We start from the raw sequence: 25,841 nt of genomic DNA on the forward strand, positions 1-25,841 counted from the left end.
CCGACTGGCCGGGAATGATCCCTGTGACACTGGTCAAATCTTGCTGAAAGTACACGAGAGATCACAAGGAGTGAGTTTTCAGATACTGATAGAGAGCGCCAGTGACCCCAGATGCGCCCCGATCTCGGTCTGCAGCCGCTGGGCCGCGGGCAGCAGCCGGTCGGCCTGGTGGGAGGGCAGGGAGATGGCCACGGTGGCCGCGACGGCGCCCATGGTGATCGGGATCGCCGCGCAGACCGTCCCCAGCGCGTACTCCTGCCGCTCCGTCACGGGCTCCATCCGCCGCATCCGCTGCATGCGCCGCAGCAGGGCGTGTCCGTCACGAACCGTGTACGGGGTGAGGGGCTGCACGGGATAGCGGGCGAGGTGGTCGCGGCGGGCGTCCTCGTCCAGCTGGGACAGCAGGCACTGCCCGATCGCGTGCGCGTGCGCGGTCTCGCGGAAGTCGGCCCACTCCTCGACCGCCGGAGTGCCCGGCGAGTCGGAGACGCAGACGACCTCGATCTCGCCTTCGCGGTACATCGCGTAGTAGACGGGCGCACCGATCGAATCACGCCACTGGGCGAGCGCGTCGGCGACGGTGCCGCGACGTTTCTGCTGCGCGCCGCTGCTGCCCAGCCGCTCGGTTGCCTCACCGAGGAAGAACAGGCCCTTGTCCCGACGGAGATAGCCCTCGTGCACCAGGGTCCGCAGCAGGTGGTAGGCCGTCGGGAGGGCGAGGCCCGTCTCGCGGGCCAATTGCTTGGCGGGAGCGCCGTGCTCGTGCTCGGCGACCGATTCCAGCAGGCGCATCGCGCGCTGCACGGATCCGATGAGGGTCGCCGAGTTCGGCTGTTCGGGGACCGCCGTGGAGGGCGGCCGCCGCACGGGGCGTGGGGCGGAGCGCGGCTGCGGGGGAGGTGCGTGCGGTACTGCGGGTGCCGTGTCAGCCGTGGCCAAGGGTCACTCCCGAAGCGCGAGGGGGCAGCCCGTGCGAAAGAGCACGGGTGGGGGTGTACGCCGCCCGCGGGGCTGAACCCCGCGGCGAGTTCCGGACTTTAACGGCCTGCCGCCGCGGTCCGGCGGCGTGCCCGGAAAACTTCCCTCGCGCGAGGGAACCGGTGATTCCTGTTACCGTCACCGGTTTCCCACGGCTCTCACCAGTCGCTGCGCGACGACGAGTTCGACATGAACTTCCGCACGACGTACACCAGTCCGCCGACCAGGGCCACGAAGATCAGTGCCTTGAAGAGCAGGCCGATCACGAAGCCGACCACCGTGGCTATCAGGCTGCCGAACACGACCAGGGCGATGACCGGCACCGCGACCCACTTCACCCACCACGGCAGTCCCGCGAAGATCTCTCGCATTGCCCTCGTCCTCTGCTTTCTCGTGCGTTCTCGAATGGTTTCGATGTCCTGCACTCGATGCTAGGGCCGCCAGGGGGCCCGGCGGGGGCTCCGCATCCCTTGTCCTCCCCTGACCGTTCCCCTAGGGAACCCTGAGGAACGGGATCAGGCTTCGGGCGGAGAGAAGATCACCAGGACCCTCAGGTCCTCGCTGATGTGGTGGAACTTGTGGGCGACCCCGGCCGGCACGTACACCACGCTGCCGCGCGCCACCTGGGTGGTCTCCAGCCCCACCGTGATCGCTGCGCGGCCGCTCACGACGAAGTAGACCTCGTCCTGGTTGTGGGGCGTCTGCGGGTCGTGTTCGCCCGCGTTCAGGGCGTAGAGGCCGACCGACATGTTCCGCTCGCGCAGAAACTGCAGGTAAGCACCCTCATTGGCGGCTCGCTCCGCCTCCAGTTCGTCCAGCCGGAATGACTTCATCGCACTTGCTGCCCTCGCCCCACTGCTCGTCGACCGTCTCGTCTGCCACGATCAGACACATGAAGAATTTCGTAGTCAAGACGATCGCCAACGCGGGCGCCCTGGCGGTCGCCGTATGGCTGCTGGACAAGATCACCCTGACGGGTGACAGCACGGGCAAGAAGATCGGCACGCTGATAGTCGTCGCCGTGATCTTCGGCGTGGTGAACTGGCTGGTCAAGCCGATCGTGAAGGTGCTGACCTTCCCGCTGTTCATCCTCACTCTCGGCCTGATCACCCTGGTGGTCAACGCCCTGATGCTGCTGCTGACCTCGTGGGTGTGCGGCAAGCTCGACCTGAGCTTCCATGTCGAGGGCTTCTGGACCGCGGTCGTCGGTGGCCTGATCATCTCGATCGTGTCCTGGGCACTGAACGTCGTCCTGCCCGACGAGGACTGAGCACCCGATGGCCTACCGCGTCTGCTTCGTCTGTACCGGCAACATCTGCCGCTCCCCGATGGCCGAGTCCGTCCTCCGCGCGCGTGTGGCGGAGGCGGGCCTGGAGGACCTGGTCGAGGTCGACAGCGCCGGTACCGGCGGCTGGCACGAGGGCGACGGCGCCGATCCGCGCACCGTGGCCGTCCTGGAGGAGCACGGATACACCGGCGACCACACGGCACGGCAGTTCCAGGCGTCCTGGTTCGCCGGCCGTGACCTGGTGGTCGCCCTCGACTCCGGCCACCTCAAGGCGCTGCGTCGCCTGGCGCCGACGGAGGAGGACGCGCGGAAGGTGCGGCTGCTGCGCTCGTACGACCCCACGGCGGCCGACGACCTCGACGTACCGGATCCGTACTACGGCGGTCTGGACGGCTTCCAGGAGTGCCTTGAGATGGTGGAGGCGGCGAGCGAGGGACTGCTCGCCGCCGTGCGCGAGCACCTGGAGGGACGGGCGGCATGAGCGACTGGGCCGCGGACGACGACGCGGGCAGGGGCACGGAGAGCGGCTTCCTCCCGGGCATCGGCGACGGCACCCGCGCGGTGCGTGCCGGGCTGCCCGAGCCGGTCAAGCACGAGCCGACCCTGCCCGGGCCGGTGTTCGCGGCCCACTTCCACCTCCCGGGCGAGGTGACGGGGCCGTACGCGTACGGCCGCGACGACAACCCCACCTGGACCCTGCTGGAGCGCGCCATCGGCGAGCTGGAGGCGCCCGGCCAGGACGGCGTCGAGACGCTGGTGTTCGCCTCCGGGGTGGCTGCCATCGCCTCCGTCCTGTTCTCGCAGCTGCGCGCCGGTGACGCGGTCGTGCTGCCCTCCGACGGCTACCAGGTGCTGCCCCTGCTGCGCGCCCAGCTGGAGGCGTTCGGCATCGAGGTGCGCACCGCGCCAACCGGTGGCGACGCCCAGCTCCAGGTGCTCGACGGGGCGAAGCTGCTGTGGATCGAGTCGCCGTCGAACCCCGGACTCGACGTCTGCGACATCAGGCGGCTCGTCGAGGCGGCTCACGCGGGTGGCGCCCTGGTCGCCGTCGACAACACGCTCGCGACGCCGCTCGGGCAGCGCCCCCTGGCGCTGGGCGCCGACTTCTCCGTGGCCAGCGGCACCAAACAGCTCACCGGGCACGGGGACGTCCTCCTGGGATACGTCACCGGTCGCGACGCCGAGGCCATGGCCGCCGTACGACGCTGGCGCAAGATCGTCGGGGCGATCGCCGGGCCCATGGAGGCGTGGCTCGCGCACCGTTCCCTCGCCACGCTCCAATTGCGGGTGGACCGGCAGAACGCCACCGCCCTCGTTCTCGCCCAGGCCCTGCGGGAACGGCCCGAGGTGAGCGGGCTGCGCCATCCCGGGCTGCCCGACGATCCCGCGCACGGGACGGCCTCGCGGCAGATGCTGCGCTACGGCTGCGTGGTCTCCTTCACACTGCCCACGCGCGCGCGTGCCGAGCGTTTTCTCGACGCGGTGCGGCTCGTGGACGACGCGACGAGCTTCGGCGGGGTGCGCTCCACGGCCGAGCGGCGCGGCCGCTGGGGCGGGGACGCCGTCGCGGAGGGCTTCATCCGGCTGTCGGTCGGCGCGGAGGATCCCGAGGACCTCGTGGCCGATGTGCTCCGCGCGCTCGACGCGTCGGCGGAGTGACCGGATGACGAACGTCGACCGGGGCTCCGGCTACGCATAACGGACGGTCCGAGCCTCCCCCCTCGTGGCTCGGACCGTCCCGGTTCCGCGCGCGAAGAACCGCGCGAACAAGGCTAGTTGACTCTGTGTCAGTGTCCAATCACTGTAGCGACAGAAACCTATCGACTTATTTATAGTTGGGCCCTGCCTGAGGGCCGGGGAAGGGCAGGGGAGGGGAGAGCACACCATGGATCTGGCCTTGCTGCGGACCTTCGTGACCGTGCACCGGGCCGGCTCCTTCACCCGCGCCGCCGCGCTTCTCGGCCTTTCACAGCCGGCCGTCACCTCCCAGATCCGCACCCTGGAAAGACAGCTGGGCCGCCCGCTGTTCCTGCGGCAGGCCCGCGGCGTGACGCCCACGACCATCGGCGACGAACTCGCCCACAAGGCCGCACCCCATCTCGACGCCCTGGTGGAGATAGCGGAGACCGGACTGGACGACGACTCCTCGCTACGGACCCTGCATCTGGCCGGCCCGCCCGAGTTCACCGCCGAACGCGCCCTGCCCGCCCTCACGGAACTCACCGGCGACGACCGCTTCGCGTTGCGCGCCTCCTTCGGGAACGCCGAGGAGACCCTGGAGGGACTAGCTGCCGGACATCATGATCTGGCCATCAGCACGGCCCGCCCGCGCGGCGCCCTGCTCACGGCGACTGCGCTCTGCGACGAGGAGCATGTGCTCGTGGCCGCCCCGCGCTGGGCCAAGCAGATCGGCCCCGAGGCGCTGCGCCGCAAGGGCGCGCCCGCCCTGGAGAACCTCCCCGTCGTCGAGGTCCACGAGTCGCTGCCCTTCGTCTCCCGCTACTGGGCCTCCGTGTTCGACTCCCGACCGGCCGCCTCGGGCACCGTCATCGTGCCCGACCTGCGCGCGGTCCTCGCGTGTGCCATCACGGGCGCTGGAGTGGCGGTACTGCCCCGCTATCTGTGCGCTCCAGCCCTCGCCTCCGGCGACGTCATGGCCCTGCACGACCCGGCGGTGCCGCCGCTGCGGACGTACTTCCTGGTGGTGCGCACCGGCACGCTGGCCATGCCGCACATCGCGCGGGCCCACGAGTGGCTCCAACGGGCGGCCGCGGACTGGTGCTGAGCGCCCCCGATCGGCCAGGTCACCCCATGTGGTGGTCAGGTGGCGCTATGTGATGTTTCACGTGGAACCAGCCGGGCCACATTTCATCCATGACCGTCCGACCCGTGGTCAAGCGCACCGCACGCGCCGTTCTCCTGGACGGCGACGACCTGATTCTGATCAAGCGCACCAAGCCCGGTGTCGATCCCTACTGGGTCACGCCCGGTGGCGGAGTCGACCCGGAGGACACGACCGTCGTCGATGCCCTGCACCGCGAGGTGCACGAGGAACTCGGCGCCAAGATCACCGATGTGGTGCCCTGCTTCGTGGACACCGTGGAGCACATCGGTGAGGACGGCGGCGCGACCGGCGTGAAGGTGCAGCACTTCTTCGTCTGCCGGCTGGAGTCCATGGACCCGTCCCTGCGCCACGGTCCCGAAGTCGACGAGCCCGCAGGCGAGTACGAGATCGTCCGTGTGCCGTTCACCCGGGTCGGCATCGCCTCCGTCCACCTCGTGCCCCTGTCGCTGCGGCACTACCTGGACGGCAACATCGAGGGGGTACGCGCCATGCACGCCCCCGACCTCGGCTGACCGCTCACTCCCCGACGACGACCAGTTCCTCGACCGAGTCGTGCCGTATGCGGTGCGACGGGATGCCGACGTCCCGCAGGACGTCGACACCGCTGCGGATCATCCCGGGCGGGCCGGAGACAAAGGCGTCGTACTCGTTCCACGGGCCGTACGCGCGTACCGCGTCCGGGAGCTGGAGGTGCGCCTGCTGGTCGATGATCGCGCGCACCGAGAGCCAGGGATGCGACTGCTGGAGCCGGAGCATCGTGTCGATGTCGTAGAGGTCGTGGTCGGTGCGGGCGCCGTAGAACACCTCGACCTGGCGGCGTTCGCCGTGCTCGGCCACGTCCTCGACCAGCGCCTTGATGGGGGCGATGCCGGTACCGCCGCCCAGGCAGAGCAGTCCGCTGTCGGTGCTGTGGTCGACGGTCATCGAACCGGATGGCGGGCCGAGACGGATGACGTCACCCGGGCGGGCGCGGTGCACCAGCGCGTTGGAGACCCAGCCCGCCGGAACGGCCTTCACATGGAACGTCAGCAGCCCGTCGGAGCGGGGCGTGGAGGCGAAGGAGTAGTGCCGCCAGATCCGCGGCCACCAGGGCGTCTCCACGCTCGTGTACTGCCCGGCAAGAAAGGGATAGGGCTGATCGGGGCGGACGGTGAGGACCGCGACGTCCGGCGTCCTGAGGTCATGGGTGACGACCTCCGCGTACCACCAGGCAGGGGCCCGCAGTTCGTCCGCGGCCGCCGCGTCGATCATCACCTGCGACATCGTCGTGTACGCCCGCACCCAGGCCGCCTCCATCTCCGCACTCCAGACGGCGGAGGCGTACTTGCTGAGGGCGCCGATGAGGCATTCGCCGACGGCCGGGTAGTGCTCGGCCCGCGTTCCGTACTTGCGGTGGCCGCGCCCGAGGTTGCGCAGGTAGTCGACGAGTACGGGGGTGTTGTCGATGTGCTCGGCCGCGGTGAGCAGCGCCTTGAGCAAGCGGTCCCGCTGGGTGTCCATCGCGGCCGGGAAGAGGGGCCTCAGATCGGGGTAGCGGACGAAGAGGAGGGCGTAGAAGTACGAGGTGACCTTGTCGGCGACGGGAGCGACCTCGGCCATGGTGCGGCGGATGAGGATGGCGTCCGGAGAGCCCTCCTCGTGGGCGGGGGCGGCGCGCTGGGGAGGCACCCGCTGTTCGTGGAGCGGGGTGGCCCGCGGGGCGGCAAAGGCTCCCTGTGGGGCAGCGGGAGCAGCCGGCGGCGCGGCGGGAGGAGCCCCCGTGGCGGGAGGAGCCTGCGCGACGGCAGGCGCATGGACTGGGGGGCCGGTCGGCGGTATTCGCTCCTCGCCCGGACGGCGTTCCTCGGCCGCTTCCCGATCACTGGTCGGCGGCGCGTCCGGCGGCACCTTCCGGGGTGTGAACCAGCCTCCCCCGCCGGCCGTGCCGTTGTCCGCCGACGTGGTGGTCGGAGCGTCCATGGTGTGCCTCGCCTCGAACATCTTTCGGTCGGTCTGCGCACCTCCTGGATCGGAGAGTGCCTGCTTTCCCCCGCTGACGGCTTGACGTTCCCGTTCCGGCTGACGGCCCATCGGGCCGCACTCACCCCGCAGCATCGCACCCTGAAGGTGTGCCCCGGCCGCATACCCGGAAATTCGGGTCTTCGATCACTCCGTCCCGTCAGGCCGCATTGCCCTGTTCTCAGCACGCACGGGGCATCTGCGCCTCACCCCGGACGTGAACCGGAGTCGACCCTACCGGCCGACGCCGTGCGCACAAGTCCCCCCTTGCTCCCCCACGAGTGGTACGAAACGCGAACCGCCAACTCCTTCAATTGCCCGGCGCCGTAAGCCACTTCACCGACAGCCGGCCGCGGAGTCGAGAACTCCCCCGGATCAACGGAACCGGGTGAACGAGTGCCACCGTCTTCACTGTCGGGCGCGGGGACTCGGATGTTTCACGTGAAACAACCTGCACCCGTCCATCCGCTGTACGGATGGCCACGACATGGCCAAAAGCACGTACGTCTGCCCTGAAACAGGTGGACGCCATGGGTGCTGGTCGGACAGCCTGACCTGCGTGCCGACTCCTTCCCTCGCTGCTCTGCCCATTCGCCGTCTGACGCCTCGCGATCGCACCGCCTGCGCCGACTTGTCAGAGGATCGGGGGTGGCCGCGCGAGGAACACAAGTGGGGCTTCCTCCTCACGGCCGGGAAGGGCTACGGCATCGACGATCCCGACGGCGGCCTCGTCGCCGCCTGTGTCGTTACGGAGTACGGCCGACGGGACCGTCCGGCTCTGGGCGCCATCGGCATGGTCCTGGTCGCCGAGCAACACGCCCGCCGGGGCATCGGACGGCGGCTGATGCGCCACGTCGTCGCCGACATGGGGACCACGCCGCTGACGCTGCACGCCACGCCGTACGGCCGCCCGCTGTACGAGGAGCTCGGCTTCAAGGTCACCGGCCGGGCCGAGATGGTCCGCGGCCACTTCAGCCCGGGAGGGCCGGAGCCCCGGACAGGGACGCGCGCGGCCACGGCCGAGGACCTCGGCTCGATCCTGCGGCTCGACGAGGAGGTGTTCGGCACCGATCGCACGCACATCGTCACGCGGCTGCCCGCCTTCGCCGACCAGCTGCGCGTCGCCGAGGAGAACGGCCGGATCACCGGGTACGCGGCCGCCTGGCCCAACATGGACACCCATGTGGTCGGGCCGCTGATCGCGCGGGACACCGAGACCGCACAGGCACTCATCGCCTCGCTCGCCGCCCACACCGACCGCCGGCTGCGCACCGACATCGATGTACGCCACGAGGAACTGCTGGCCTGGGCGAAGGAGCGGGGCCTGGCATCCGTGGGCAGCAACGCCGTGATGACGTACGGCGTCACCGAGCTGCCCGGCGACTGGACCCGGCGGTTCGCCCCGGTGACCGTGGCAGCGGCCTGAGGAGCCTGCCGGGCGGTCACCAGCCCTGTGCGGGGGCGTTGACCCGCGGGCTCCCCACGACGAAGGCCGGCTCCCGCTGCGGCGGGGCCGGCCTTGTCGCTGACGTCACGTCGGCTCAGGCGAGCGTCTCCACGGCGGCGAGAGCGAAGCCGTGGTCCTGCTCCGGAGCGCCGCCGCCGACCCCGATCGCGCCGATCAGCCGGCCGTCACGGTGGACCGGGATACCGCCCGCGATGAACAGCAGCGGCCGGTCGAGCGCGGTGGGCAGGGTGTGGAAGAGGCCGCCGGGCTGGACGGCGTCGACGAGGTCGGCGGTGGGGGCATTCAGCTGGAGTGCGGTGTAGGCCTTGCGGGTGCTGGTCTCCCCCGAGATCAGCACGGCCCGGTCGTCCCGCCGGAAGGCGAGCAGATGGCCGCCCGCGTCCAGGACGGTGACGCTGACGGTGACCCCGGCGGCCTCCGCCGCGCGGCGGGCCGCGGTGACGAGGATCTCGGCGTCCTGGGTGGTGAGCGGGGCGACAGCGGTGGTGGTGCTCATGCGGGGCAGGTCTCCTTCTGTGCCGCCGGGCGGTCCGGCAGCGGGCGTGCTGGGTGAGGCGGGGGCGTAGTGGTCGGGGGGCGAGGCGGAGTGGTCGGGGCAGCCGCACAGCGGCCGGAGACGGCGTGACTCAGCGGTGGACGGCCGTCCGCGGCTCGGTGGGCGCCCCGCCTGCCACCACGGCGCTGGGGAGGGTGGCGCGGCGCTCCAGGGCGGCCGAGAGGACGGCAAGGACGAGGGCGGCGGCGGCGAGGGCGGCGCCCACCCAGTTGGGGGCGGTGTAGCCGAGGCCCGCGGCGATCACGATGCCGCCGAGCCAGGCGGAGAGCGCGTTGCCCAGGTTGAAGGCGCCGATGTTCACGGCCGACGCCAGGGTGGGAGCGCCGTGCGCCTGATCGAGGACGCGCTTTTGCAGCGGCGGGACGGTCGCGAAGCCCAGGGCGCCGATCAGGGCGATGGTCACCGCTGCCGCGATCTTGTTGTGCGCGGTGAGCGTGAAGAGCGCGAGCACGACGGCGAGGGCGCCCAGGGAGACGTACAGCATGGGCATCAGGGCGCGGTCGGCGAACCGGCCGCCGACGAGGTTCCCGCCGACCATGCCGAGGCCGAAGAGGACCAGCAGCCAGGTGACGGAGCCGTCGGCGTAGCCGGCGACGTGGGTCATCATCGGCGCGATGTAGGTGATGGCCGCGAAGACGCCGCCGAAGCCGAGGACGGTCATCGCCATGGCGAGCAGGACCTGCGCGTTCTTGAAGGCGGCCAGCTCGTGGCGCAGGTGCACGCCCTCGGCCCGGGGCAGCTCGGGGACCAGCTTGGCGATGCCCGCGAGGCCGACCACGCCGAGGGCGGCGACGATGCCGAAGGTCACGCGCCAGCCGACGTGCTGCCCGACGAGCGTGCCCAGCGGGACACCGACGACGTTGGCGACGGTCAGGCCGGTGAACATCATCGCGATGGCTCCGGCCTTCTTGTCCGGGGCGACCAGTTCGGCGGCGACGACCGAGCCGATGCCGAAGAAGGCGCCGTGGGCGAGGGAGGCGATCACACGTCCGAGGAGCATGATCGCGAAGGCGGGGGCGACGGCGGAGAGCAGGTTTCCGGCGATGAACAGGCCCATCAGCAGCATCAGCATCCGCTTGCGCGAGACCTTGGTGCCGAGCACGGTCATCAGCGGAGCGCCGATCACCACGCCGAGCGCGTAGCCGGTCACGAGCAGGCCCGCGGTCGGGATGGAGACGCCGAAGTCACCCGCGACCTCGGGCAGCAAACCCATGATCACGAATTCGGTCGTTCCGATGCCGAAGGCCCCGATCGCGAGGGCCAGGAGCGCGAGAGGCATGTGGGGTACACCTTCCCAGAAGATTGCACGAGCGCTTTGCCTCCGTCCACAATAATTGCAGACGCGGGCTATAGGCAAATGCGGGCTATTGCGGTGTTGCCCTATCCTGGTCACAGCCGCCCCGGGACGGAGGAAACGCCAATGACAGCGACGGACCCCGCGCTCACCGCCCTCGCCCAGGGCTGGTGCGCCCTCTCCCTGCTGCACGGGAGGATCGAGGCCCACATCGAGCGGGCCCTGCAGACGAAGCACGACCTGAGCGTGCGCGAGTACTCCCTGCTGGACGTGCTCAGCCGGCAGCACGACGGCGAGGGCGGCCATCTGCAGATGAAGCAGGTCGCCGACGCGGTCGTCCTCAGCCAGAGCGCCACCACCCGACTGGTGACCCGCCTTGAGGACCGCGGCCTCCTGGAGCGCTACCTGTGCCCCACCGACCGCCGCGGCATCTACACGAACGTCACCGAGGCGGGCCTCCAACTGCTCGGCGAGGCGCGTCCCACCAATGACGCCGCCCTGCGCGAGGCCCTCGACGAGGCGGCCAAGAACCCCGAACTCGCCCCACTGGTCCGGGTCGTGGAGTCGCTCCACGTCCCCGCCTAGAGTGCGGGCATGGGAGACCTCGACATACGCCCCGCCGTCGCCGACGACATCCCCGCTGTCGTCGGCATGCTCGCCGACGACCCCCTGGGCGCACAGCGCGAGTCGCCGGACGACCTGACTCCGTACCTGACCGCCCTGGAACGGCTCAGCGCCGATCCGAACCAGCATCTGGTCGTCGCCGTCCGCGAGGGCCGCGTCGCCGGCACGCTCCAGCTCACGGTCATTCCCGGGCTGTCGCGGCGCGGCGCCACCCGGTCGATCATCGAGGGTGTCCGCATCCACGCGGACGAGCGCGGCAGCGGCCTGGGCACCCAGCTCATCGAGTGGGCGATCCAGGAATCCCGGCGCCAGGGCTGCCAGTTGGTCCAGCTGACCTCCGACAACACGCGCACCGACGCCCACCGCTTCTATGAGCGGCTCGGCTTCACCGCCTCACACGCGGGCTTCAAGCTCCAGCTCTGACAACAGAGAGGAGCGGCGTGTTTCACGTGAAACATGCCGCTCCCTGATGCGGATCCGCTAGCCGATCCCGCGCCACCCCTGCGGGTCCACGCCGCCCGGCACCGGGGCGCCCTCCTCGTACGGCTGACGCGTGAACACGAACGACCCGAGGTCGAGGTGGCTCACGGTCCCGTCCGGCCGCCGTACGGCCCGCAGGAGCTCTCCGGCGTAGTAGCCCTCCAGCCCCGTCCAGGTGCCGTCACCGTTGGCCCGGAAACGCGAGCTGCGCCCGTTGCCGGACAGCGGCCCCAGGGAGATGAGCCCGTCTGCCGTCACCCGCAGCCCGAAGGCGTACGTCCCCCAGTACCACTGCCCCGCCAACTCCACTACGGACGGATCGGCATCGGACAGTGGCCGCCACGGCTCCGGAATCCGCGGCTCGGCCTCGGCGACGATGCGGACGAGATCCGCGCCGACGACGGACAGCGGCGGCCCCGAGGTGCAGTTGGCCAGGACCACGGCCGCGACGTCGTCCGCCACACTGATGGTGAGATTCGCCAGGAAGCCCGGCAGCGACCCCGAATGCCCCACGAGCAGCCGCCCGTTCCGGTGCTGGATCTGCATACCGAGCCCGTACGAGACACCGTCCACCACATCCGCGGCCTCGGCCGGAGCGGCGGGCGTCCGCATCTCCCGCACGGACTCGGCGCTCAGCACGCGGTCGTCACCCTTGGCCAGGAAGACGGCGAACCGCGCCAAGTCCCCCGTGGTGGACCAGAGCTGACCGGCGGGGGCCATCCTCCCCAGATCCTCGGCGGGCTCGGGCTGCATGACATCGGCCCACGGATGCACGGCCCAGCCGCCCGCATGCGGAGCACGGGGCTGCGCGCTCGTACGGCTCAGGCCCAGCGGTTCGAGCACCTCGCGCTGCAGGACCTCCTCCCAGGGCGCGCCCCTGAGCTCCTCGACCAGCGCACCCAGCAACGTGAACCCGGGGTTCGAATAGTGGTGGCGCCGGCCGACGGGGTGCAGGAAGGGCTTCTCACCGAGGACGTCGGAGAGCTCAGGACGCAGCGACCCCGGAGTGCGCTCCCACCACGGCCCGGGCGACTCCGCCGCCAGCCCGCTCGTGTGCGCCAGCAGCTCGGCGACGGTGGCCTCCCCCGCACCGGTGCCCGGCAGATGCTTCTCCAAGGGGTCGGCGAGGTCGAGCACTCCCTCGTCGCGCAGCCGCAGCACGAGGACGGCGGTGAAGGTCTTGGTGATCGACCCGATCCTGTACTGCACGTTCTCGTCCGGGCCGTGCCCCTCCACCGAGGTCCGCGCCCCGTGCCACACGGCCCGCCCGTCCCGCACGACGGCCGCGACCAGCGACGGCGCCCGCCCCTCGGCCTGCGCCACGGCGATGCGATGCAACAGGGCCCGCCGCGTGGCGGGGAGCAGCTCTTCTTGCGATGTCGTCATGGCCCCAGTCCACCGGGTGGGACGGCATGCGTCGAGCTCATTTCCCCCGGGGCGGGACTTTCCTGCGGGGGCCCGACTTTCCCCGGGACGGGACCGGGGCGCGCGGATCAGGTCTGCGCCATGTCCACGAAGCGTGAGTAGTGGCCCTGGAAGGCCACCGTGATCGTCGCGGTCGGGCCGTTACGGTGCTTGGCGACGATCAGGTCGGCCTCGCCCGCGCGCGGGGACTCCTTCTCGTACGCGTCCTCGCGGTGCAGCAGGATGACCATGTCGGCGTCCTGCTCGATGGAGCCGGACTCACGCAGGTCGGAGACCATCGGCTTCTTGTCGGTGCGCTGTTCGGGGCCACGGTTCAGCTGCGAGAGCGCGATGACCGGGACCTCCAGCTCCTTGGCGAGCAGCTTCAGGTTACGGGACATGTCCGAGACCTCCTGCTGACGGCTCTCGGCGCGCTTGGAACCGCCGCTCTGCATCAGCTGGAGGTAGTCGATCACGACGAGCTTGAGGTCGTTGCGCTGCTTGAGGCGGCGGCACTTGGCGCGGATCTCCATCATCGACAGGTTCGGGGAGTCGTCGATGTAGAGCGGGGCGGCCGAGACGTCGGGCATCCGGCGGGCGAGCCGGGTCCAGTCCTCGTCGGTCATCGTGCCGGAGCGCATGTGGTGCAGGGCGACGCGGGCCTCGGCGGACAGCAGACGCATCGCAATCTCGTTGCGGCCCATTTCGAGCGAGAAGATGACACTCGGCAGGTTGTTCTTGATGGAGGCCGCCCGCGCGAAGTCCAGCGCCAGCGTGGACTTACCCATGGCGGGACGCGCCGCGATGACGATCATCTGGCCCGGGTGCAGGCCGTTGGTGAGGGAGTCGAAGTCGGTGAAGCCCGTGGGCACACCCGTCATCTCCCCGCTGCGCGAGCCGATCGCCTCGATCTCGTCGAGGGCGCCCTCCATGATGTCGCCGAGCGGCAGGTAGTCCTCGCTGGTGCGCTGCTCGGTGACGGCGTAGATCTCGGCCTGGGCACTGTTGACGATCTCGTCGACATCGCCGTCGGCCGCGTATCCCATCTGGGTGATGCGGGTGCCGGCTTCCACCAGGCGGCGCAGGACGGCCCGTTCGTGGACGATCTCCGCGTAGTACTCGGCGTTCGCCGCCGTCGGCACGGTCTGGACGAGCGTGTGCAGATACGAGGCTCCGCCGACCTTGTTGATCTCGCCGCGCTTGGTGAGCTCGGCGGCGATCGTGATGGGGTCGGCCGGCTCGCCCTTGGCGTAGACGTCGAGGATCGCCTGGTAGATCGTCTCGTGGGCGGGCTTGTAGAAGTCGTGCCCCTTGAGGACCTCGACGACGTCGGCGATCGCGTCCTTGGAGAGCAGCATGCCGCCGAGCACGGACTGCTCGGCGTCCAGGTCCTGTGGGGGAACCCGCTCGAAGGACGAACCTCCGCCGTCCCAGTCCCCGTTCTCCCGGCCCCGGTCGTGCTGTTCGCCACGGCGTCCGAAGTCCCCGCCCCGGCGGGAGGACGGCAGACGATCACTGGGTCCGTTGTCGGCCCACGGGTCGTCCAAGGGCTCGGAAATGCTCACCGAGCAACCCCCTCCCGTCCGCCGAGCGGACCTCGCCGTGCCCCTCTTTTCTACGGCACGGCACTGACAAATTGAGAGGCCCAACTCCGGTTCTTGCACGTCAGTTGTGTGACGTTTCCGAGGCCGACACAAGGAGCGGGCGCCGGACCACGGTAGGCCCCTCGGAGGCGTCAGCCAATCTGGTTATCCACAGGCCATGTGGACGACGGCCCGGATGCTGTGGAGAACCTGGCAAAACCTGTGCACGACCCGGTGGACAGCCCTGTGAACAAGCCCTCGACACTCGCCTTCGGATCGCTCTGACCTGGGCTTTCATCGTCCACCGGCTGTGCAGAAGAAAAACTTCCCCAGTCGGACCAAGATCACGTCGAACGGCGCGCGAGCCCGCGCGGCAGACGACCGAGAGTAAGGAGCAGAGGCGGTTTGCACCTCTTACCTGTGGACGATTAGATTAGTGCTCATGCCACAGGCTCCCGTGATCCCCAAGGCCACCCCCAGACAGCACGACCGCGAGATCGTCGCACTGGCCGTCCCGGCCTTCGGCGCACTCGTCGCCGAGCCCCTGTTCGTCATGGCCGACAGTGCGATCGTCGGCCATCTCGGCACGGCCCAGCTCGCCGGCCTAGGTGTGGCCTCGGCCCTCCTGACGACCGCGGTGAGCGTCTTCGTCTTCCTCGCCTACGCCACGACGGCCGCCGTGGCCCGGCGCGTAGGCGCCGGTGACCTCCCAGCAGCCATCCGCCAGGGCATGGACGGCATCTGGCTGGCGCTGCTACTCGGCGCCGCCGTCATCGTTGACGTCCTGCCCCTGGCGCCACACCTCGTCGCTCTCTTCGGCGCCTCGCACACCGCGGCCCCGTACGCCACGACCTATCTGCGCATCTCGTCCCTGGGCATCCCGGCGATGCTGGTCGTGCTCGCCGCGACCGGTGTACTGCGCGGGCTCCAGAACACCAGGACTCCGCTGTATGTCGCCGTGGCCGGCTTCGTCGCCAACGCCGTCCTCAACGTGGGGCTCGTCTACGGTGCCGGTCTCGGCATCGCCGGCTCCGCCTGGGGCACGGTCATCGCCCAGTGCGGCATGGCGGCGGTCTATCTCGCCGTGGTGGTCCGGGGAGCCCGGGAACACGGGGCCTCGCTGCGTCCCGATGCCGCCGGGATACGGTCCTCCGCACAAGCCGGCGTCCCGCTGCTGGTACGCACGCTCTCGCTGCGGGCGATCCTCATGATCGCCACGGGCGTCGCGGCGCGCCTCGGAGACGCCGACATCGCCGCCCACCAGATCATCCTGTCCCTGTGGAGCCTGCTGGCCTTCGCCCTCGACGCCATCGCCATCGCCGGCCAGGCCATCATCGGGCGCTACCTCGGCGCGGACGATGCCCAGGGCGCCCGCGACGCCTGCCGGCGCATGGTCCAGTGGGGCATGGCCGTGGGCGTGCTCCTCGGGCTGCTGGTGATCGCCTCCCGCCCGGTCTTTCTGCCTCTGTTCACCAGTGACTCCGTGGTGAAGGGCGCCGCGGTGCCCGCGCTGCTCATGGTGGCGCTCTCCCAGCCGATCTGCGGTGTGGTCTTCGTCCTCGACGGCGTCCTCATGGGCGCGGGAGACGGGCCGTATCTCGCGGGGGCCATGCTGGTGACGCTCGCGGTCTTCGCTCCGGTGGCGCTCCTCGTCCCCGCCCTCGGCGGTGGACTCACCGCTCTCTGGGCCGCCATGACGCTGATGATGACCGTGCGGATGCTCACGCTCTGGCTGCGCGCACGCTCAGGCCGCTGGATCGTGACCGGCGCGACCCGCTGATCGTTTCACGTGAAACACCGCCGGCCGTCCCGTTTCACGTGAAACAGGCTCGCTGCACAGCCGCCAGCCACGCACTCCGCAACCGTCTGCAGTCATGCGAAGGGGGCCGCACCCGGGAAGGGTGCGGCCCCCTTGCAACTGCTCAAGCAGAGCGCAGCGATCAGGCCGCGACGACCTCGATGCTGACCTTGGCGGCAACCTCGGGGTGCAGACGCACGGACGTCTCGTGGGCGCCCAGGGTCTTGATCGGCGAGCCGAGCTCGATGCGGCGCTTGTCGACCTCGGGGCCACCGGAAGCCTTGATCGCGGAGGCGACGTCGGCCGGGGTGACGGAACCGAAGAGACGGCCGGAGTCGCCCGAGCGGACGGCCAGGCGGACCTTCACACCTTCGAGCTGGGCCTTCACAACGTTGGCCTGCTCGATGGTCTGAATCTCGTGGATCTTGCGAGCACGACGGATCTGCTCGACGTCCTTCTCGCCACCCTTGGTCCAGCGGATAGCGAACTTCCGCGGGATCAGGTAGTTGCGAGCGTAACCGTCCTTGACGTCAACGACGTCGCCAGCGGCACCGAGGCCAGAGACCTCGTGGGTGAGGATGATCTTCATGTGTCGGTCACCCTTCCCTTATCGCGCGGTGGACGTGTAGGGCAGCAGCGCCATCTCACGGCTGTTCTTGACGGCCGTGGCGACGTCACGCTGGTGCTGCGTGCAGTTGCCGGTCACGCGGCGGGCACGGATCTTGCCGCGGTCGGAAATGAACTTCCGCAGCATGTTCGTGTCCTTGTAGTCCACGTACGTGACCTTGTCCTTGCAGAAAGCGCAGACCTTCTTCTTCGGCTTGCGCACAGGCGGCTTCGCCATGGTGTTTCTCCTGTGTGATCAAGAAGTTTGGGTATGCCCCGCCCCCGGTCCGAAGACCTAGAAGGGGGGCTCGTCCGAGTAGCCGCCACCGCCACCGCCGCCGCCGGAGCCACCGCCCCAGCCGCCGCCCTGCTGGCCGGCGCCCTGCTGGCCGCCGCCGGCGGGAGCGCCGGTCGCCCACGGGTCGTCGGCCGGAGCGCCGCCGCCCTGCTGGCCGCCACCGGAGCCGCCGCCCCAGCCGCCGCCCTGCTGGCCGCCGCCACCGCCGCCGTAACCGCCCTGGCCACCGCGAGCGCCACCACCGGCGGTCTTGGTGACCTTGGCCGTGGCGTTGCGCAGGCTGGCGCCGACTTCCTCGACGTCCAGTTCGTAGACCGTGCGCTTGACGCCCTCGCGGTCCTCGTAGGACCGCTGCTTCAGCCGGCCCTGCACGATGACGCGCATGCCTCGCTGGAGCGACTCGGCGACGTTCTCCGCCGCCTGACGCCAGACCGAGCAGGTGAGGAAGAGGCTCTCGCCGTCCTTCCACTCGTTCGTCTGGCGGTCGAAGGTGCGGGGAGTGGACGCGACGCGGAACTTCGCGACCGCCGCACCGGACGGGGTGAAGCGCAGCTCGGGGTCGTCGACAAGATTGCCGACGACCGTGATGACGGTCTCGCCTGCCATGGGGGAACCTCTCGGCGGGTTTGCTGCTGGCTGCTTGCTGCTACTCGAATCCCGAGATCAGCTGAGCGGGAGAGCTCAGTGGGTCTCGGGGCGGAGGACCTTGGTCCGGAGGACCGACTCGTTCAGGTTCATCTGGCGGTCGAGCTCCTTGACGACCGCAGGCTCGGCCTGCAGGTCGATGACCGAGTAGATGCCCTCGGGCTTCTTCTTGATCTCGTACGAGAGACGACGACGGCCCCAGGTGTCGACCTTCTCCACCTTGCCGTTGCCCTCACGGACGACGGAGAGGAAGTTCTCGATCAGGGGGGCGACAGCGCGCTCCTCCAGATCGGGGTCGAGGATGACCATCACCTCGTAGTGACGCATGTGGAACCCACCTCCTTTGGACTCAGCGGCCACGGTCGTTCCGTGGCAGGAGGGTTGTGATGCGTACGCAACAGTGTCTGAGTAAAACAGCCGCCACTGACAATCGGGACTCCCGTGGGGAGTCCCTGTCGCGGCCTGGGCAGACACCCGTGCAGACGGTACAGAGTACCCGCACACCGGCTTCCGGTTGAAATCCGGCGGCAAGGACCGTCAGTCTGTACACGTCGGGTGTGTAAGGCGCTACGATGCGCCGCCTTCCGCAGGAGGTGCCCCATGGCACAACAGGCATTGCGACCCAACACCGCCGGATCCTTCCTCGCGACGGACGGCAAACCCCATCCGCTCCAGGACGCGCTGACCGTGGTGACGCTGGTTCTGGGGTTGACGTCCTTCATCACGGCGATGTTCGACAGTCTCCACCTGCTCAGCTCCTGGACGGGCCTGGTGGGGATCTTCACCGGCGCGTACGGACAGTGGATCTCGGAGACCACGCGTGAGCGCCTCGGTCTGATCCTGGGTCTCGGTGCCTCGGCTGTCGGCTTCTACCTCGGCATGGCACACGGCGGTCTGTTCGGCGGAATCGGTTGACCGTCCGGACAGACTCCTCCGAACATCGATAGAACACCCTCGAACGCCCTGGCGGTCGGCAAGCCGGGGCGAAGGTCTCGTACGCCCAGTCGGGGCGCTCGCACGGCGCAGTAGGCTTCGGCGCGAGAGCCGGAGCCCCTGTACCCATGGGGACACACCAGCCCGAGGAGCGCCCCGACATGAGCCTGACCCTGAGGACCATCAGCCGCGAGCAGCATCTGGCCTACATCCAGAGCCTGCCAGCGGCGAGCCACATGCAGGTCCCGGCCTGGGCCGATGTCAAGGCGGAGTGGCGCTCCGAGAGCCTGGGCTGGTTCGACGACCGCACCGGCGAGATGGTCGGCGCGGGCCTGGTCCTCTACCGCCAGCTGCCCAAGATCAAGCGCTACCTCGCCTACCTTCCCGAGGGTCCGGTCATCAACTGGTTCGCGCCGAATCTGGACGACTGGATCCAGCCGATGCTGGCCCACCTGAAGCAGCAGGGCGCCTTCTCCGTGAAGATGGGCCCGCCGGTGATCATCCGGCGCTGGGAGGCCAACTCCATCAAGCAGGGCATCCAGGACCCGGACGTGAAGCGCCTGCGCGACATCGAGGCCGACTTCATCGAGCCGCGCGCCTTCGAGGTGGCGGACAAGCTGCGCCGCATGGGCTGGCAGCAGGGCGAGGACGGCGGTGCCGGCTTCGGTGACGTGCAGCCCCGCTACGTCTTCCAGGTGCCGCTGGCCAACCGCTCCCTGGAAGAGGTCCACAAGAACTTCAACCAGCTGTGGCGCCGCAACATCAAGAAGGCCGAGAAGGCCGGTGTCGAGGTCGTCCAGGGCGGCTACCAGGACCTGGAGGAGTGGCAGCGGCTGTACGAGATCACGGCCGTGCGCGACCACTTCCGGCCGCGCCCGCTGTCGTACTTCCAGCGCATGTGGTCGGCCCTCAACACCGAGGACCCCAACCGCATGCGGCTGTACTTCGCCCGCCACAACGGCGTGAACCTTTCAGCAGCGACGATGCTGATCGTCGGCGGACACGTCTGGTACTCCTACGGCGCCTCCGACAACATCGGCCGTGAGGTCCGGCCCTCGAACGCGATGCAGTGGCGGATGCTGCGCGACGCCTACGCGCTCGGCGCCACCGTCTACGACCTGCGCGGCATCTCCGACTCGCTCGACGAGACCGACCACCTCTTCGGCCTGATCCAGTTCAAGGTGGGCACCGGTGGGCAGGCCGCCGAATACCTCGGCGAGTGGGACTTCCCGCTGAACAAGCTGCTCCACAAGGCGCTCGACATCTACATGTCGCGCCGCTGACGTCACATTCAGTGATTCCATACCTCTGACACACCGCAGCCACCAGAAAGGTTCCAGGTCCGGCCATGGCGCTCACGCTCTACGTCGACACCGCGCGCTGGCGGGCGCACCACAAGCACGTGCAGGAGCAGTTCCCGGCACTCGTCCCGGTCTGCAAGGGCAACGGCTACGGCTTCGGGCACGAACGGCTGGCCGAGGAGGCCACGCGGCTGGGCTCGGACGTCCTCGCCGTCGGCACGACGTACGAGGCCGCGCGCATCAAGGACTGGTTCGGCGGCGACCTGCTGGTGCTGACGCCCTACCGGCGCGGCGAGGAGCCCGTTCCGCTGCCCGACCGGGTCATCCGCTCGGTGTCGTCCATCGACGGCGTGTACGGCCTCGTGGGTGCCCGTGTGGTCATCGAGGTGATGTCCACGATGAAGCGGCACGGCATCAGTGAGCAGGACCTTCCGCAGCTGCACTCCGCCATAGAGAACATCCGGCTGGAGGGCTTCGCCATCCACCTGCCGCTGGACCGCACCGACGGCTCGGACGCCGTCGAGGAGGTCATCGGCTGGATGGACCGGCTGCGCGCGGCCCGGCTGCCGCTGCACACGATGTTCGTCAGCCACCTCAAGGCCGACGAACTCGCCCGGCTGCAGCAGCAGTTCCCGCAGACCCGGTTCCGCGCCCGCATCGGCACGCGGCTGTGGCTGGGGGACCACGACGCCACCGAGTACCGCGGCGCCGTCCTGGATGTCACCCGCGTCGCCAAGGGCGACCGCTTCGGCTACCGCCAGCAGAAGGCGGCCTCCGACGGCTATCTGGTGGTCGTGGCGGGCGGCACGTCGCACGGAGTGGGCCTGGAGGCCCCGAAGGCCCTGCACGGCGTCATGCCGCGCGCCAAGGGCGTCGCGCGGGCCGGCCTGGCCACGGTGAACCGGAACCTTTCTCCGTTCGTCTGGGGCGGCAAGCAGCGCTGGTTCGCGGAGCCGCCGCACATGCAGGTGTCGATCCTGTTCGTGCCGGCGGACGCGCCCGAGCCGAAGGTCGGCGAGGAGCTGGTGGCCCATCTGCGGCACACCACCACCCAGTTCGACCGGATCGTGGACCGCTGAGAAGCCTTCTGGCAGCCGAAAGGCCGTACACGGTTCTCCCGTGTACGGCCTTTTCCGTGTCCTGGGCCGGTCGGCGGCGACCCTTGTTCGCTCAGAGCGAACGGTCGTGGGAGGGGCCCTGCCCCTGGCTGCCCCACTCTACCGGGGGACCGTCGAAGTGGGCGGCGTGGCGCGGGGGATGGGCCGCCGCACCGAGGACGAAGACGTCCTCGGCACCGTCGAGCACCCCGCCCGACGGGTCGTCGTCGCCGGACCGGCGCACCACGTCCCGCTCCGGCATGAGGATGTCCCGCACGACCATCGCGCACAGGTAGAGCGTGCCCAGCAGGTGCACCGCGATGGCCCAGTGGTAACCGTGGGTGGGCAGACCCTTGTGGGCGTCTCCGCTGGTCGTGTAGGCGAGGTACATCCAGATCCCCAGGAAGTACGCCACCTCGCACAGCTGCCAGATCAGGAAGTCCCGCCACTTCGGCCGGGCCAGCACCGCCAGCGGCACCAGCCACAGCACGTACTGGGGCGAGTAGACCTTGTTGGTGAGGATGAAGGCCGCCACGATCAGGAACGCGAGCTGGGCGAAGCGGGGCCGGCGCGGGGCGGTGAAGGTGACCGCCGCGATACCCGCGCAGCACAGCAGCATCAGCAGCGTGGCGAGCATGTTGACGGTGTCGGTGGAGGGCGGGTTGCTCGTGTTCTGCGCCCAGATCAGCCAGAGGGACCCGAAGTCCACGCCCCGCTCCTGACTGAACGTGTAGAACTTCGACCAGCCCTCGAAGGCGAACATCATCACCGGCAGGTTCACCACGAGCCAGGCGAGCGCCGCGCCGCCCAGGGCCTTGCCGAAGTCCCGCCACTTGCCCGCGCGCCAGCACAGCACGAGCAGCGGGCCGAGCAGCAGCACCGGATACAGCTTGGCGGCCGTTGCAAGGCCCAGCAGGACGCCGAACGCGAGGGAACGGCCTCTCGCCCACATCAGCATCGCCGCGGCCGTCAGAGCGACCGCCAGCAGGTCCCAGTTGATGGTGGCGGTGAGCGCGAAGGCGGGCGCCAGGGCGACCAGCAGGCCGTCCCAGGGCCGCCGGGCGTGCGTACGGCTCACACAGACCACGATCACGGCGGCGCACGCCATCAGCAGCCCGGCGTTGACGAACCAGTACCACTGCTCCTGGTGCTGGATGCTGCCGCTATGGGGCGTGAGCCAGCCGGCGACCTGCATGAACACACCGGTGAGCACCGGGTATTCGAGGTACTCCATGTCGCCGGGGAGCTTGTCGAAGTACGGCACGCGTCCGTCGGCGAAGCCGCGCCCCTGGTAGAGGTGCGGGATGTCCGAGTAGCACGCGTGCGTGTACTGCGAACTGGCACCGAAGAACCAGCCGCCGTCGTAGCAGGGCAGCTTCTGGACCAGGCCGAGGGCGAACATGCCGATCGCCACCAGCGTGACGATCCGTACGGGGGTCCACCAGGACGTCCCGAGCAGGGCGCGCCGCCCGATGGGGCCGCCGATCAGCTCGCTGCCGGCCGCGGCGATCTCGTCCTCGCGGGTCGGCCGCACCGGTTCCGGCTCGTGCACGCTCGCGGGCGTCGTTTCTGCACTGGGCATGGGCCACATCCTGCCGTACCTGTCTGAGAAAACGCCGAGGGCCGCCGCACCCGGTGGGGTGCGGCGGCCCGTGTTTCACGTGAAACACCCATGGCGGGCGATATGACCGCTCATCGGCCGAGGCCTCGGCTAGCCGTTCTGCCCGGCGAAGATGCCTCCGTTCCCGTTACCTCTCGTACTCGTTCCACTCGTATCGGTGGCCGTCGGAGAGGGGGTGACTCCACCCGTGCTGCCACCGTCCTGGCCTCCGCTGTTGTCGCACTTCCAGTTGCCCAGGCCGCCATTGCAGGTGTCGCTGGGCGTGGGCGACGGCGACGTCTCCGTCTCACTGGGCGTGGGGCTCGGCGTGTCGCTGGGCGTCTGGCTCGGCGTGATGGTGATGGACGGAGTCGGGGAGGGAGCGCCCGCCTCGTCGGTGATCTCACCGATCTTCTCGGCGTCCGGGAAGCCGGGGTCGGACTTCCCCTTGAGCGCGGCCTTCATGTACTCGGTCCACACGGACGTCGGAATGTCACCACCGTGGATGGACGCGACGCCCGCCGTGCCGTTCATGGAGAGCAGCTCGTGGTCCTTGGGGTTCTCGCGGAACATCGCGACGGACGTCGACAGCTGCTGGGTGTAGCCGACGAACCAGGCCGACTTGTTGCTGTCGGTGGTACCGGTCTTACCGGCCGCCGTACGGCCCAGGACCTTGGCATTCTGACCCGTACCGTTCTGGATGACGTTCTGGAGCGTGTCCGTCACGTTGTTCGCCACATCCGTCGGCATCGCCTGGGTCGACTTGGGCTTGGTGAAGCCGGACAGATCCTGCCCGTCCTGCTTGACCTTGGTGACCGAGTACGGCTCCGTGTGCTTGCCGGAAGCGGCGAAGGTCGAGTAGGCGTCAGCCATACGGATCGCGCTGGGGGTCGAGGTGCCGAGCGCGAAGGACGGGTTGAGCGTGGCGAAGCTGCCGTCCAGGATGCCGGACCGCTTGGCCACGTCCTTCACGTGGGACATCCCCACGTCCCAGCCGAGCTGGACGAACGGCGTGTTGATGGACTGCTCCATCGCCTTGCGCAGGGTGATGTAGCCCCAGCGGTGGTTGCTCTCGTTGTTCTGATAGAAGACCGAGTTGTCCTTGTTCAGGACGAATGTACCGTCCTGGTTTCTGACCTTGAGATGGTCATTGCCGTTGTACTTGCTCAGCGGCGAGACACCGACACCGTCCGACTGGTAGGTGCCGTACTGCATGGCCGCCGCGAGCACGAACGGCTTCCACGTCGAACCGACGGGGACACCGGAGGTGTCGGCGTTGTTGGTGAAGTGGTTGTTCTCGTAGCCCGCGCCGCCGTAGAGCGCGACGATCGCGCCGTCATTGGGCACCACCGACGCCGCACCGAACTGGACGTACTTGTCGAGCTGGCGCTTCGGGTTGAGGCGCTGCTTCTCGATCTTCTTCACGGCAGCGCTCAGGGCGTTGACCTTCTTCTTGTCGAAGGTCGTGTAGATCTGGAAGCCGCCCTTGTCGAACTCCGCCTCCGTGATGTGGGAGTGGGCCAGGACGTACTTCTTCGCCGTGTCGGCCAGGTAGCTGATCTGGCCGGTCATGCCCTTGGTCGCCTTGCGGCCCTGAGGCACGGGGTACTTCGCGATGGCCTTCTGGTACTGCTCGTCGGTGATGCGCTTGTCCTTGTGCATCTCGCCGAGGATCCAGCTCCAGCGCTCCTGGGAGCGCGTGCGGTTGGCCTTGGGGGTCGCCGCACTGTCGAGGTCCTGGTTGCCGGCCGGGTCGTAGTACGTCGGACCCTTGAGCAGCGCGGCGAGAACGGCGCACTCGCTCGGCGTGAGGTCGACCGCGTCCTTGCCGTAGTAGGTCTGCGCGGCGGCCTGGATGCCGTAGGCGCCGCGGCCGTAGTACGAGGTGTTCAGGTAGCCCTGAAGGATCTGCTCCTTCTTGAGCTTCGTCCCCACCTTGATGGAGATGAACATCTCCTTGAACTTCCGGGACAGCGTCTGGTCCTGGCTCAGGTAGGTGTTCTTGACGAACTGCTGGGTGATCGTGGAACCACCCTGGGTCTGACCGCCGCGCGCCATGTTGACCAGGGCGCGCGCGATACCCATGGGGTCGACGCCGGAGTCCGTGTAGAAGCTCTTGTTCTCGGCCGAGATCACCGCCCACTGCATGGCCTTGGGGATCTGGTCGATGGTGACGTTCTGACGGTTCGTACCGGTGCCGGTGGCGACCATCTGGGTGTCGTCGGACCAGTAGTAGACGTTGTTCTGGGACTGGGCCGCGTCGTTCTCGTTGGGGATCGAGACCATGGCGTAACCGACGCCGACCATGGCGACGAGGCTGCCGACGAAGCCGACGAACAGTCCGGTGACGAGCTTCCAGGAGGGCACCCAGCGGCGCCATCCGAACCTGCCCGTCCGGGGGTAGTCGATGAACCGCTTCTTTCCGGGTGCGGTCGCGCGACCCCTGCCGCGCCCGGGCCCGGTCGGTCCGCCCGGACCGCCGCGCCTGCCGCCCGGCCCCACATTGTCGGCCGCTCTGCGGCGGCTCCCTCCGCTTCTCTGTGCCGCACGCCGCGCCTCGGCACGGCTGCCGTACTGCTCTGCACCTCCCGAGCCCTGGGAGTCCGACCCGTAGGAGTCGGAAGGAGACCCGGTGGCGCCTCGCGGTGCCGCGCGGCGGCCGGGGGACGAGCCGGACGACTGGCCGCGTCGGGCCGCGGCACGTCCGCCTCCCTGCGGCTGCGGCGGTTTGCGACGGTGCTCGCTCATCGAACGATTACTCCTCGGGCAGGCGCACCCGTGCGCGCCTGGAAACGGCGGCTGGTTTCCGGTCCCCCCGAAGTACGGATGTGGTCGGTTCTGCATTCACCCGTACTGCACCGGGGACGAGGACGCCCCCAGGCGTCACTTGGTTCCCGGCGGTATCCATGCCGCACAGACTACGCACCGTCAAAACCCGCCTAGCTCCGAACTTCACCCCAAATCGGGCAACTCACCTCCCACGAATCGGTGATGTGATCCCGTTCACCGTCCCCCCTCTTGTCGCATCCGGAAGGCCGTTCTATC

The 25,841-nt window shown here is 69.3% G+C and carries 26 protein-coding genes; 12 read left to right on the plus strand and 14 right to left on the minus strand.

Annotation, left to right across the window (positions count from 1 at the left end; genetic code table 11):
* Positions 1-78: 78 nt before the first annotated feature.
* The 3 genes from IPZ69_RS01170 to IPZ69_RS01180 form a co-directional block, all read right to left on the minus strand.
* Positions 79-939, minus strand: a complete 861-nt coding sequence (locus IPZ69_RS01170; protein ID WP_235451713.1) for an IclR family transcriptional regulator — start codon at positions 937-939, stop codon at positions 79-81.
* Between the two features lie 197 nt (positions 940-1,136).
* Positions 1,137-1,349 carry a DUF5326 family protein gene (locus IPZ69_RS01175; RefSeq protein ID WP_235451714.1) on the minus strand — a complete coding sequence of 71 codons (213 nt, stop codon included), beginning with the start codon at positions 1,347-1,349 and terminating at the stop codon, positions 1,137-1,139.
* Positions 1,350-1,493: 144 nt separating this feature from the next.
* A complete protein-coding gene (locus IPZ69_RS01180) occupies positions 1,494-1,811 on the minus strand; it encodes a cupin domain-containing protein (RefSeq protein ID WP_235451715.1) in 318 nt (105 codons plus the stop codon).
* A gap of 59 nt (positions 1,812-1,870) precedes the next feature.
* Here IPZ69_RS01180 and IPZ69_RS01185 point away from each other — a divergent pair, with 59 nt between their 5' ends.
* From IPZ69_RS01185 to IPZ69_RS01205, 5 genes are all read left to right on the plus strand, one after another.
* Positions 1,871-2,248 (plus strand): phage holin family protein, encoded by a 378-nt coding sequence (locus tag IPZ69_RS01185; protein WP_235451716.1) that lies wholly within the window; start codon positions 1,871-1,873, stop codon positions 2,246-2,248.
* A gap of 7 nt (positions 2,249-2,255) precedes the next feature.
* Entirely contained in the window at positions 2,256-2,747 is a 492-nt protein-coding gene (locus IPZ69_RS01190) for a low molecular weight protein-tyrosine-phosphatase (RefSeq protein WP_235451717.1), read from the plus strand.
* Positions 2,744-3,925, plus strand: a complete 1,182-nt coding sequence (locus tag IPZ69_RS01195) for a cystathionine gamma-lyase (protein WP_235451718.1) — start codon at positions 2,744-2,746, stop codon at positions 3,923-3,925. Before IPZ69_RS01190 ends, IPZ69_RS01195 begins: the two co-directional genes overlap by 4 nt.
* 226 nt (positions 3,926-4,151) lie before the next feature.
* Positions 4,152-5,051 carry a LysR family transcriptional regulator gene (locus IPZ69_RS01200; RefSeq protein WP_235451719.1) on the plus strand — a complete coding sequence of 300 codons (900 nt, stop codon included), beginning with the start codon at positions 4,152-4,154 and terminating at the stop codon, positions 5,049-5,051.
* A gap of 89 nt (positions 5,052-5,140) precedes the next feature.
* On the plus strand, positions 5,141-5,623 hold the full coding sequence (locus IPZ69_RS01205; RefSeq protein WP_235451720.1) for an NUDIX domain-containing protein: 483 nt from the start codon (positions 5,141-5,143) through the stop codon (positions 5,621-5,623).
* Positions 5,624-5,627: 4 nt separating this feature from the next.
* On the opposite strand, the gene IPZ69_RS01210 is transcribed toward IPZ69_RS01205, so the two are convergent.
* Complete coding sequence (locus tag IPZ69_RS01210) at positions 5,628-7,091, minus strand: globin domain-containing protein (RefSeq protein ID WP_235451721.1); 1,464 nt, start codon at positions 7,089-7,091, stop codon at positions 5,628-5,630.
* 577 nt (positions 7,092-7,668) lie between these two features.
* Between IPZ69_RS01210 and IPZ69_RS01215 the strand changes: the two genes are divergently transcribed.
* On the plus strand, positions 7,669-8,535 hold the full coding sequence (locus tag IPZ69_RS01215; protein ID WP_235451722.1) for a GNAT family N-acetyltransferase: 867 nt from the start codon (positions 7,669-7,671) through the stop codon (positions 8,533-8,535).
* 115 nt (positions 8,536-8,650) lie between these two features.
* Here the strand turns inward: IPZ69_RS01215 and IPZ69_RS01220 are convergent, their stop codons facing one another.
* On the minus strand, positions 8,651-9,073 hold the full coding sequence (locus IPZ69_RS01220) for a GlcG/HbpS family heme-binding protein (RefSeq protein WP_235451723.1): 423 nt from the start codon (positions 9,071-9,073) through the stop codon (positions 8,651-8,653).
* Between the two features lie 130 nt (positions 9,074-9,203).
* Positions 9,204-10,412: an MFS transporter gene (locus IPZ69_RS01225; RefSeq protein ID WP_235451724.1), complete on the minus strand. Its 1,209-nt coding sequence runs from the start codon at positions 10,410-10,412 to the stop codon at positions 9,204-9,206.
* 141 nt (positions 10,413-10,553) lie between these two features.
* On the opposite strand from IPZ69_RS01225, the gene IPZ69_RS01230 reads away from it, so the two are divergent.
* Together IPZ69_RS01230 and IPZ69_RS01235 are read left to right on the plus strand one after the other, a co-directional pair.
* Positions 10,554-11,012: a MarR family winged helix-turn-helix transcriptional regulator gene (locus IPZ69_RS01230; protein ID WP_235451725.1), complete on the plus strand. Its 459-nt coding sequence runs from the start codon at positions 10,554-10,556 to the stop codon at positions 11,010-11,012.
* A 9-nt stretch (positions 11,013-11,021) separates the two neighbouring features.
* Positions 11,022-11,474, plus strand: coding sequence for a GNAT family N-acetyltransferase (locus IPZ69_RS01235; protein WP_235451726.1), 453 nt, complete (start codon positions 11,022-11,024; stop codon positions 11,472-11,474).
* A 57-nt stretch (positions 11,475-11,531) separates the two neighbouring features.
* Here the strand turns inward: IPZ69_RS01235 and IPZ69_RS01240 are convergent, their stop codons facing one another.
* Together IPZ69_RS01240 and dnaB are read right to left on the minus strand one after the other, a co-directional pair.
* Positions 11,532-12,917, minus strand: coding sequence for a serine hydrolase domain-containing protein (locus IPZ69_RS01240; RefSeq protein WP_235451727.1), 1,386 nt, complete (start codon positions 12,915-12,917; stop codon positions 11,532-11,534).
* A 107-nt stretch (positions 12,918-13,024) separates the two neighbouring features.
* On the minus strand, positions 13,025-14,500 hold the full coding sequence (dnaB, locus tag IPZ69_RS01245; protein WP_235451728.1) for a replicative DNA helicase: 1,476 nt from the start codon (positions 14,498-14,500) through the stop codon (positions 13,025-13,027).
* 460 nt (positions 14,501-14,960) lie between these two features.
* Here dnaB and IPZ69_RS01250 point away from each other — a divergent pair, with 460 nt between their 5' ends.
* On the plus strand, positions 14,961-16,298 hold the full coding sequence (locus tag IPZ69_RS01250) for an MATE family efflux transporter (protein ID WP_235451729.1): 1,338 nt from the start codon (positions 14,961-14,963) through the stop codon (positions 16,296-16,298).
* 160 nt (positions 16,299-16,458) lie between these two features.
* Here the strand turns inward: IPZ69_RS01250 and rplI are convergent, their stop codons facing one another.
* The 4 genes from rplI to rpsF form a co-directional block, all read right to left on the minus strand.
* Positions 16,459-16,905, minus strand: a complete 447-nt coding sequence (gene rplI, locus IPZ69_RS01255) for a 50S ribosomal protein L9 (protein WP_235451730.1) — start codon at positions 16,903-16,905, stop codon at positions 16,459-16,461.
* 18 nt (positions 16,906-16,923) lie between these two features.
* A complete protein-coding gene (gene rpsR / locus IPZ69_RS01260) occupies positions 16,924-17,160 on the minus strand; it encodes a 30S ribosomal protein S18 (protein ID WP_003949403.1) in 237 nt (78 codons plus the stop codon).
* A 57-nt stretch (positions 17,161-17,217) separates the two neighbouring features.
* Positions 17,218-17,826 (minus strand): single-stranded DNA-binding protein, encoded by a 609-nt coding sequence (locus IPZ69_RS01265; protein WP_235451731.1) that lies wholly within the window; start codon positions 17,824-17,826, stop codon positions 17,218-17,220.
* Between the two features lie 75 nt (positions 17,827-17,901).
* On the minus strand, positions 17,902-18,192 hold the full coding sequence (gene rpsF / locus IPZ69_RS01270) for a 30S ribosomal protein S6 (RefSeq protein WP_005482942.1): 291 nt from the start codon (positions 18,190-18,192) through the stop codon (positions 17,902-17,904).
* A gap of 273 nt (positions 18,193-18,465) precedes the next feature.
* On the opposite strand from rpsF, the gene IPZ69_RS01275 reads away from it, so the two are divergent.
* The 3 genes from IPZ69_RS01275 (at position 18,466) to IPZ69_RS01285 (ending at position 21,178) form a co-directional block, all read left to right on the plus strand.
* On the plus strand, positions 18,466-18,780 hold the full coding sequence (locus IPZ69_RS01275; protein WP_235451732.1) for a hypothetical protein: 315 nt from the start codon (positions 18,466-18,468) through the stop codon (positions 18,778-18,780).
* A gap of 179 nt (positions 18,781-18,959) precedes the next feature.
* Positions 18,960-20,081: a peptidoglycan bridge formation glycyltransferase FemX gene (gene femX, locus IPZ69_RS01280; protein WP_235451733.1), complete on the plus strand. Its 1,122-nt coding sequence runs from the start codon at positions 18,960-18,962 to the stop codon at positions 20,079-20,081.
* Between the two features lie 65 nt (positions 20,082-20,146).
* On the plus strand, positions 20,147-21,178 hold the full coding sequence (locus IPZ69_RS01285) for an alanine racemase (protein ID WP_235451734.1): 1,032 nt from the start codon (positions 20,147-20,149) through the stop codon (positions 21,176-21,178).
* 91 nt (positions 21,179-21,269) lie between these two features.
* Here IPZ69_RS01285 and IPZ69_RS01290 read toward each other — a convergent pair whose 3' ends face one another.
* Positions 21,270-22,778 carry a glycosyltransferase family 87 protein gene (locus IPZ69_RS01290; protein WP_235451735.1) on the minus strand — a complete coding sequence of 503 codons (1,509 nt, stop codon included), beginning with the start codon at positions 22,776-22,778 and terminating at the stop codon, positions 21,270-21,272.
* A 129-nt stretch (positions 22,779-22,907) separates the two neighbouring features.
* Positions 22,908-25,163 (minus strand): transglycosylase domain-containing protein, encoded by a 2,256-nt coding sequence (locus IPZ69_RS01295; RefSeq protein WP_235451736.1) that lies wholly within the window; start codon positions 25,161-25,163, stop codon positions 22,908-22,910.
* Positions 25,164-25,841 lie beyond the last annotated feature (678 nt).

Origin of the sequence: Streptomyces olivochromogenes (assembly GCF_021538895.1) — a bacterium.
Taxonomy (GTDB): Bacteria; Actinomycetota; Actinomycetes; order Streptomycetales; family Streptomycetaceae; genus Streptomyces; species Streptomyces olivochromogenes_A.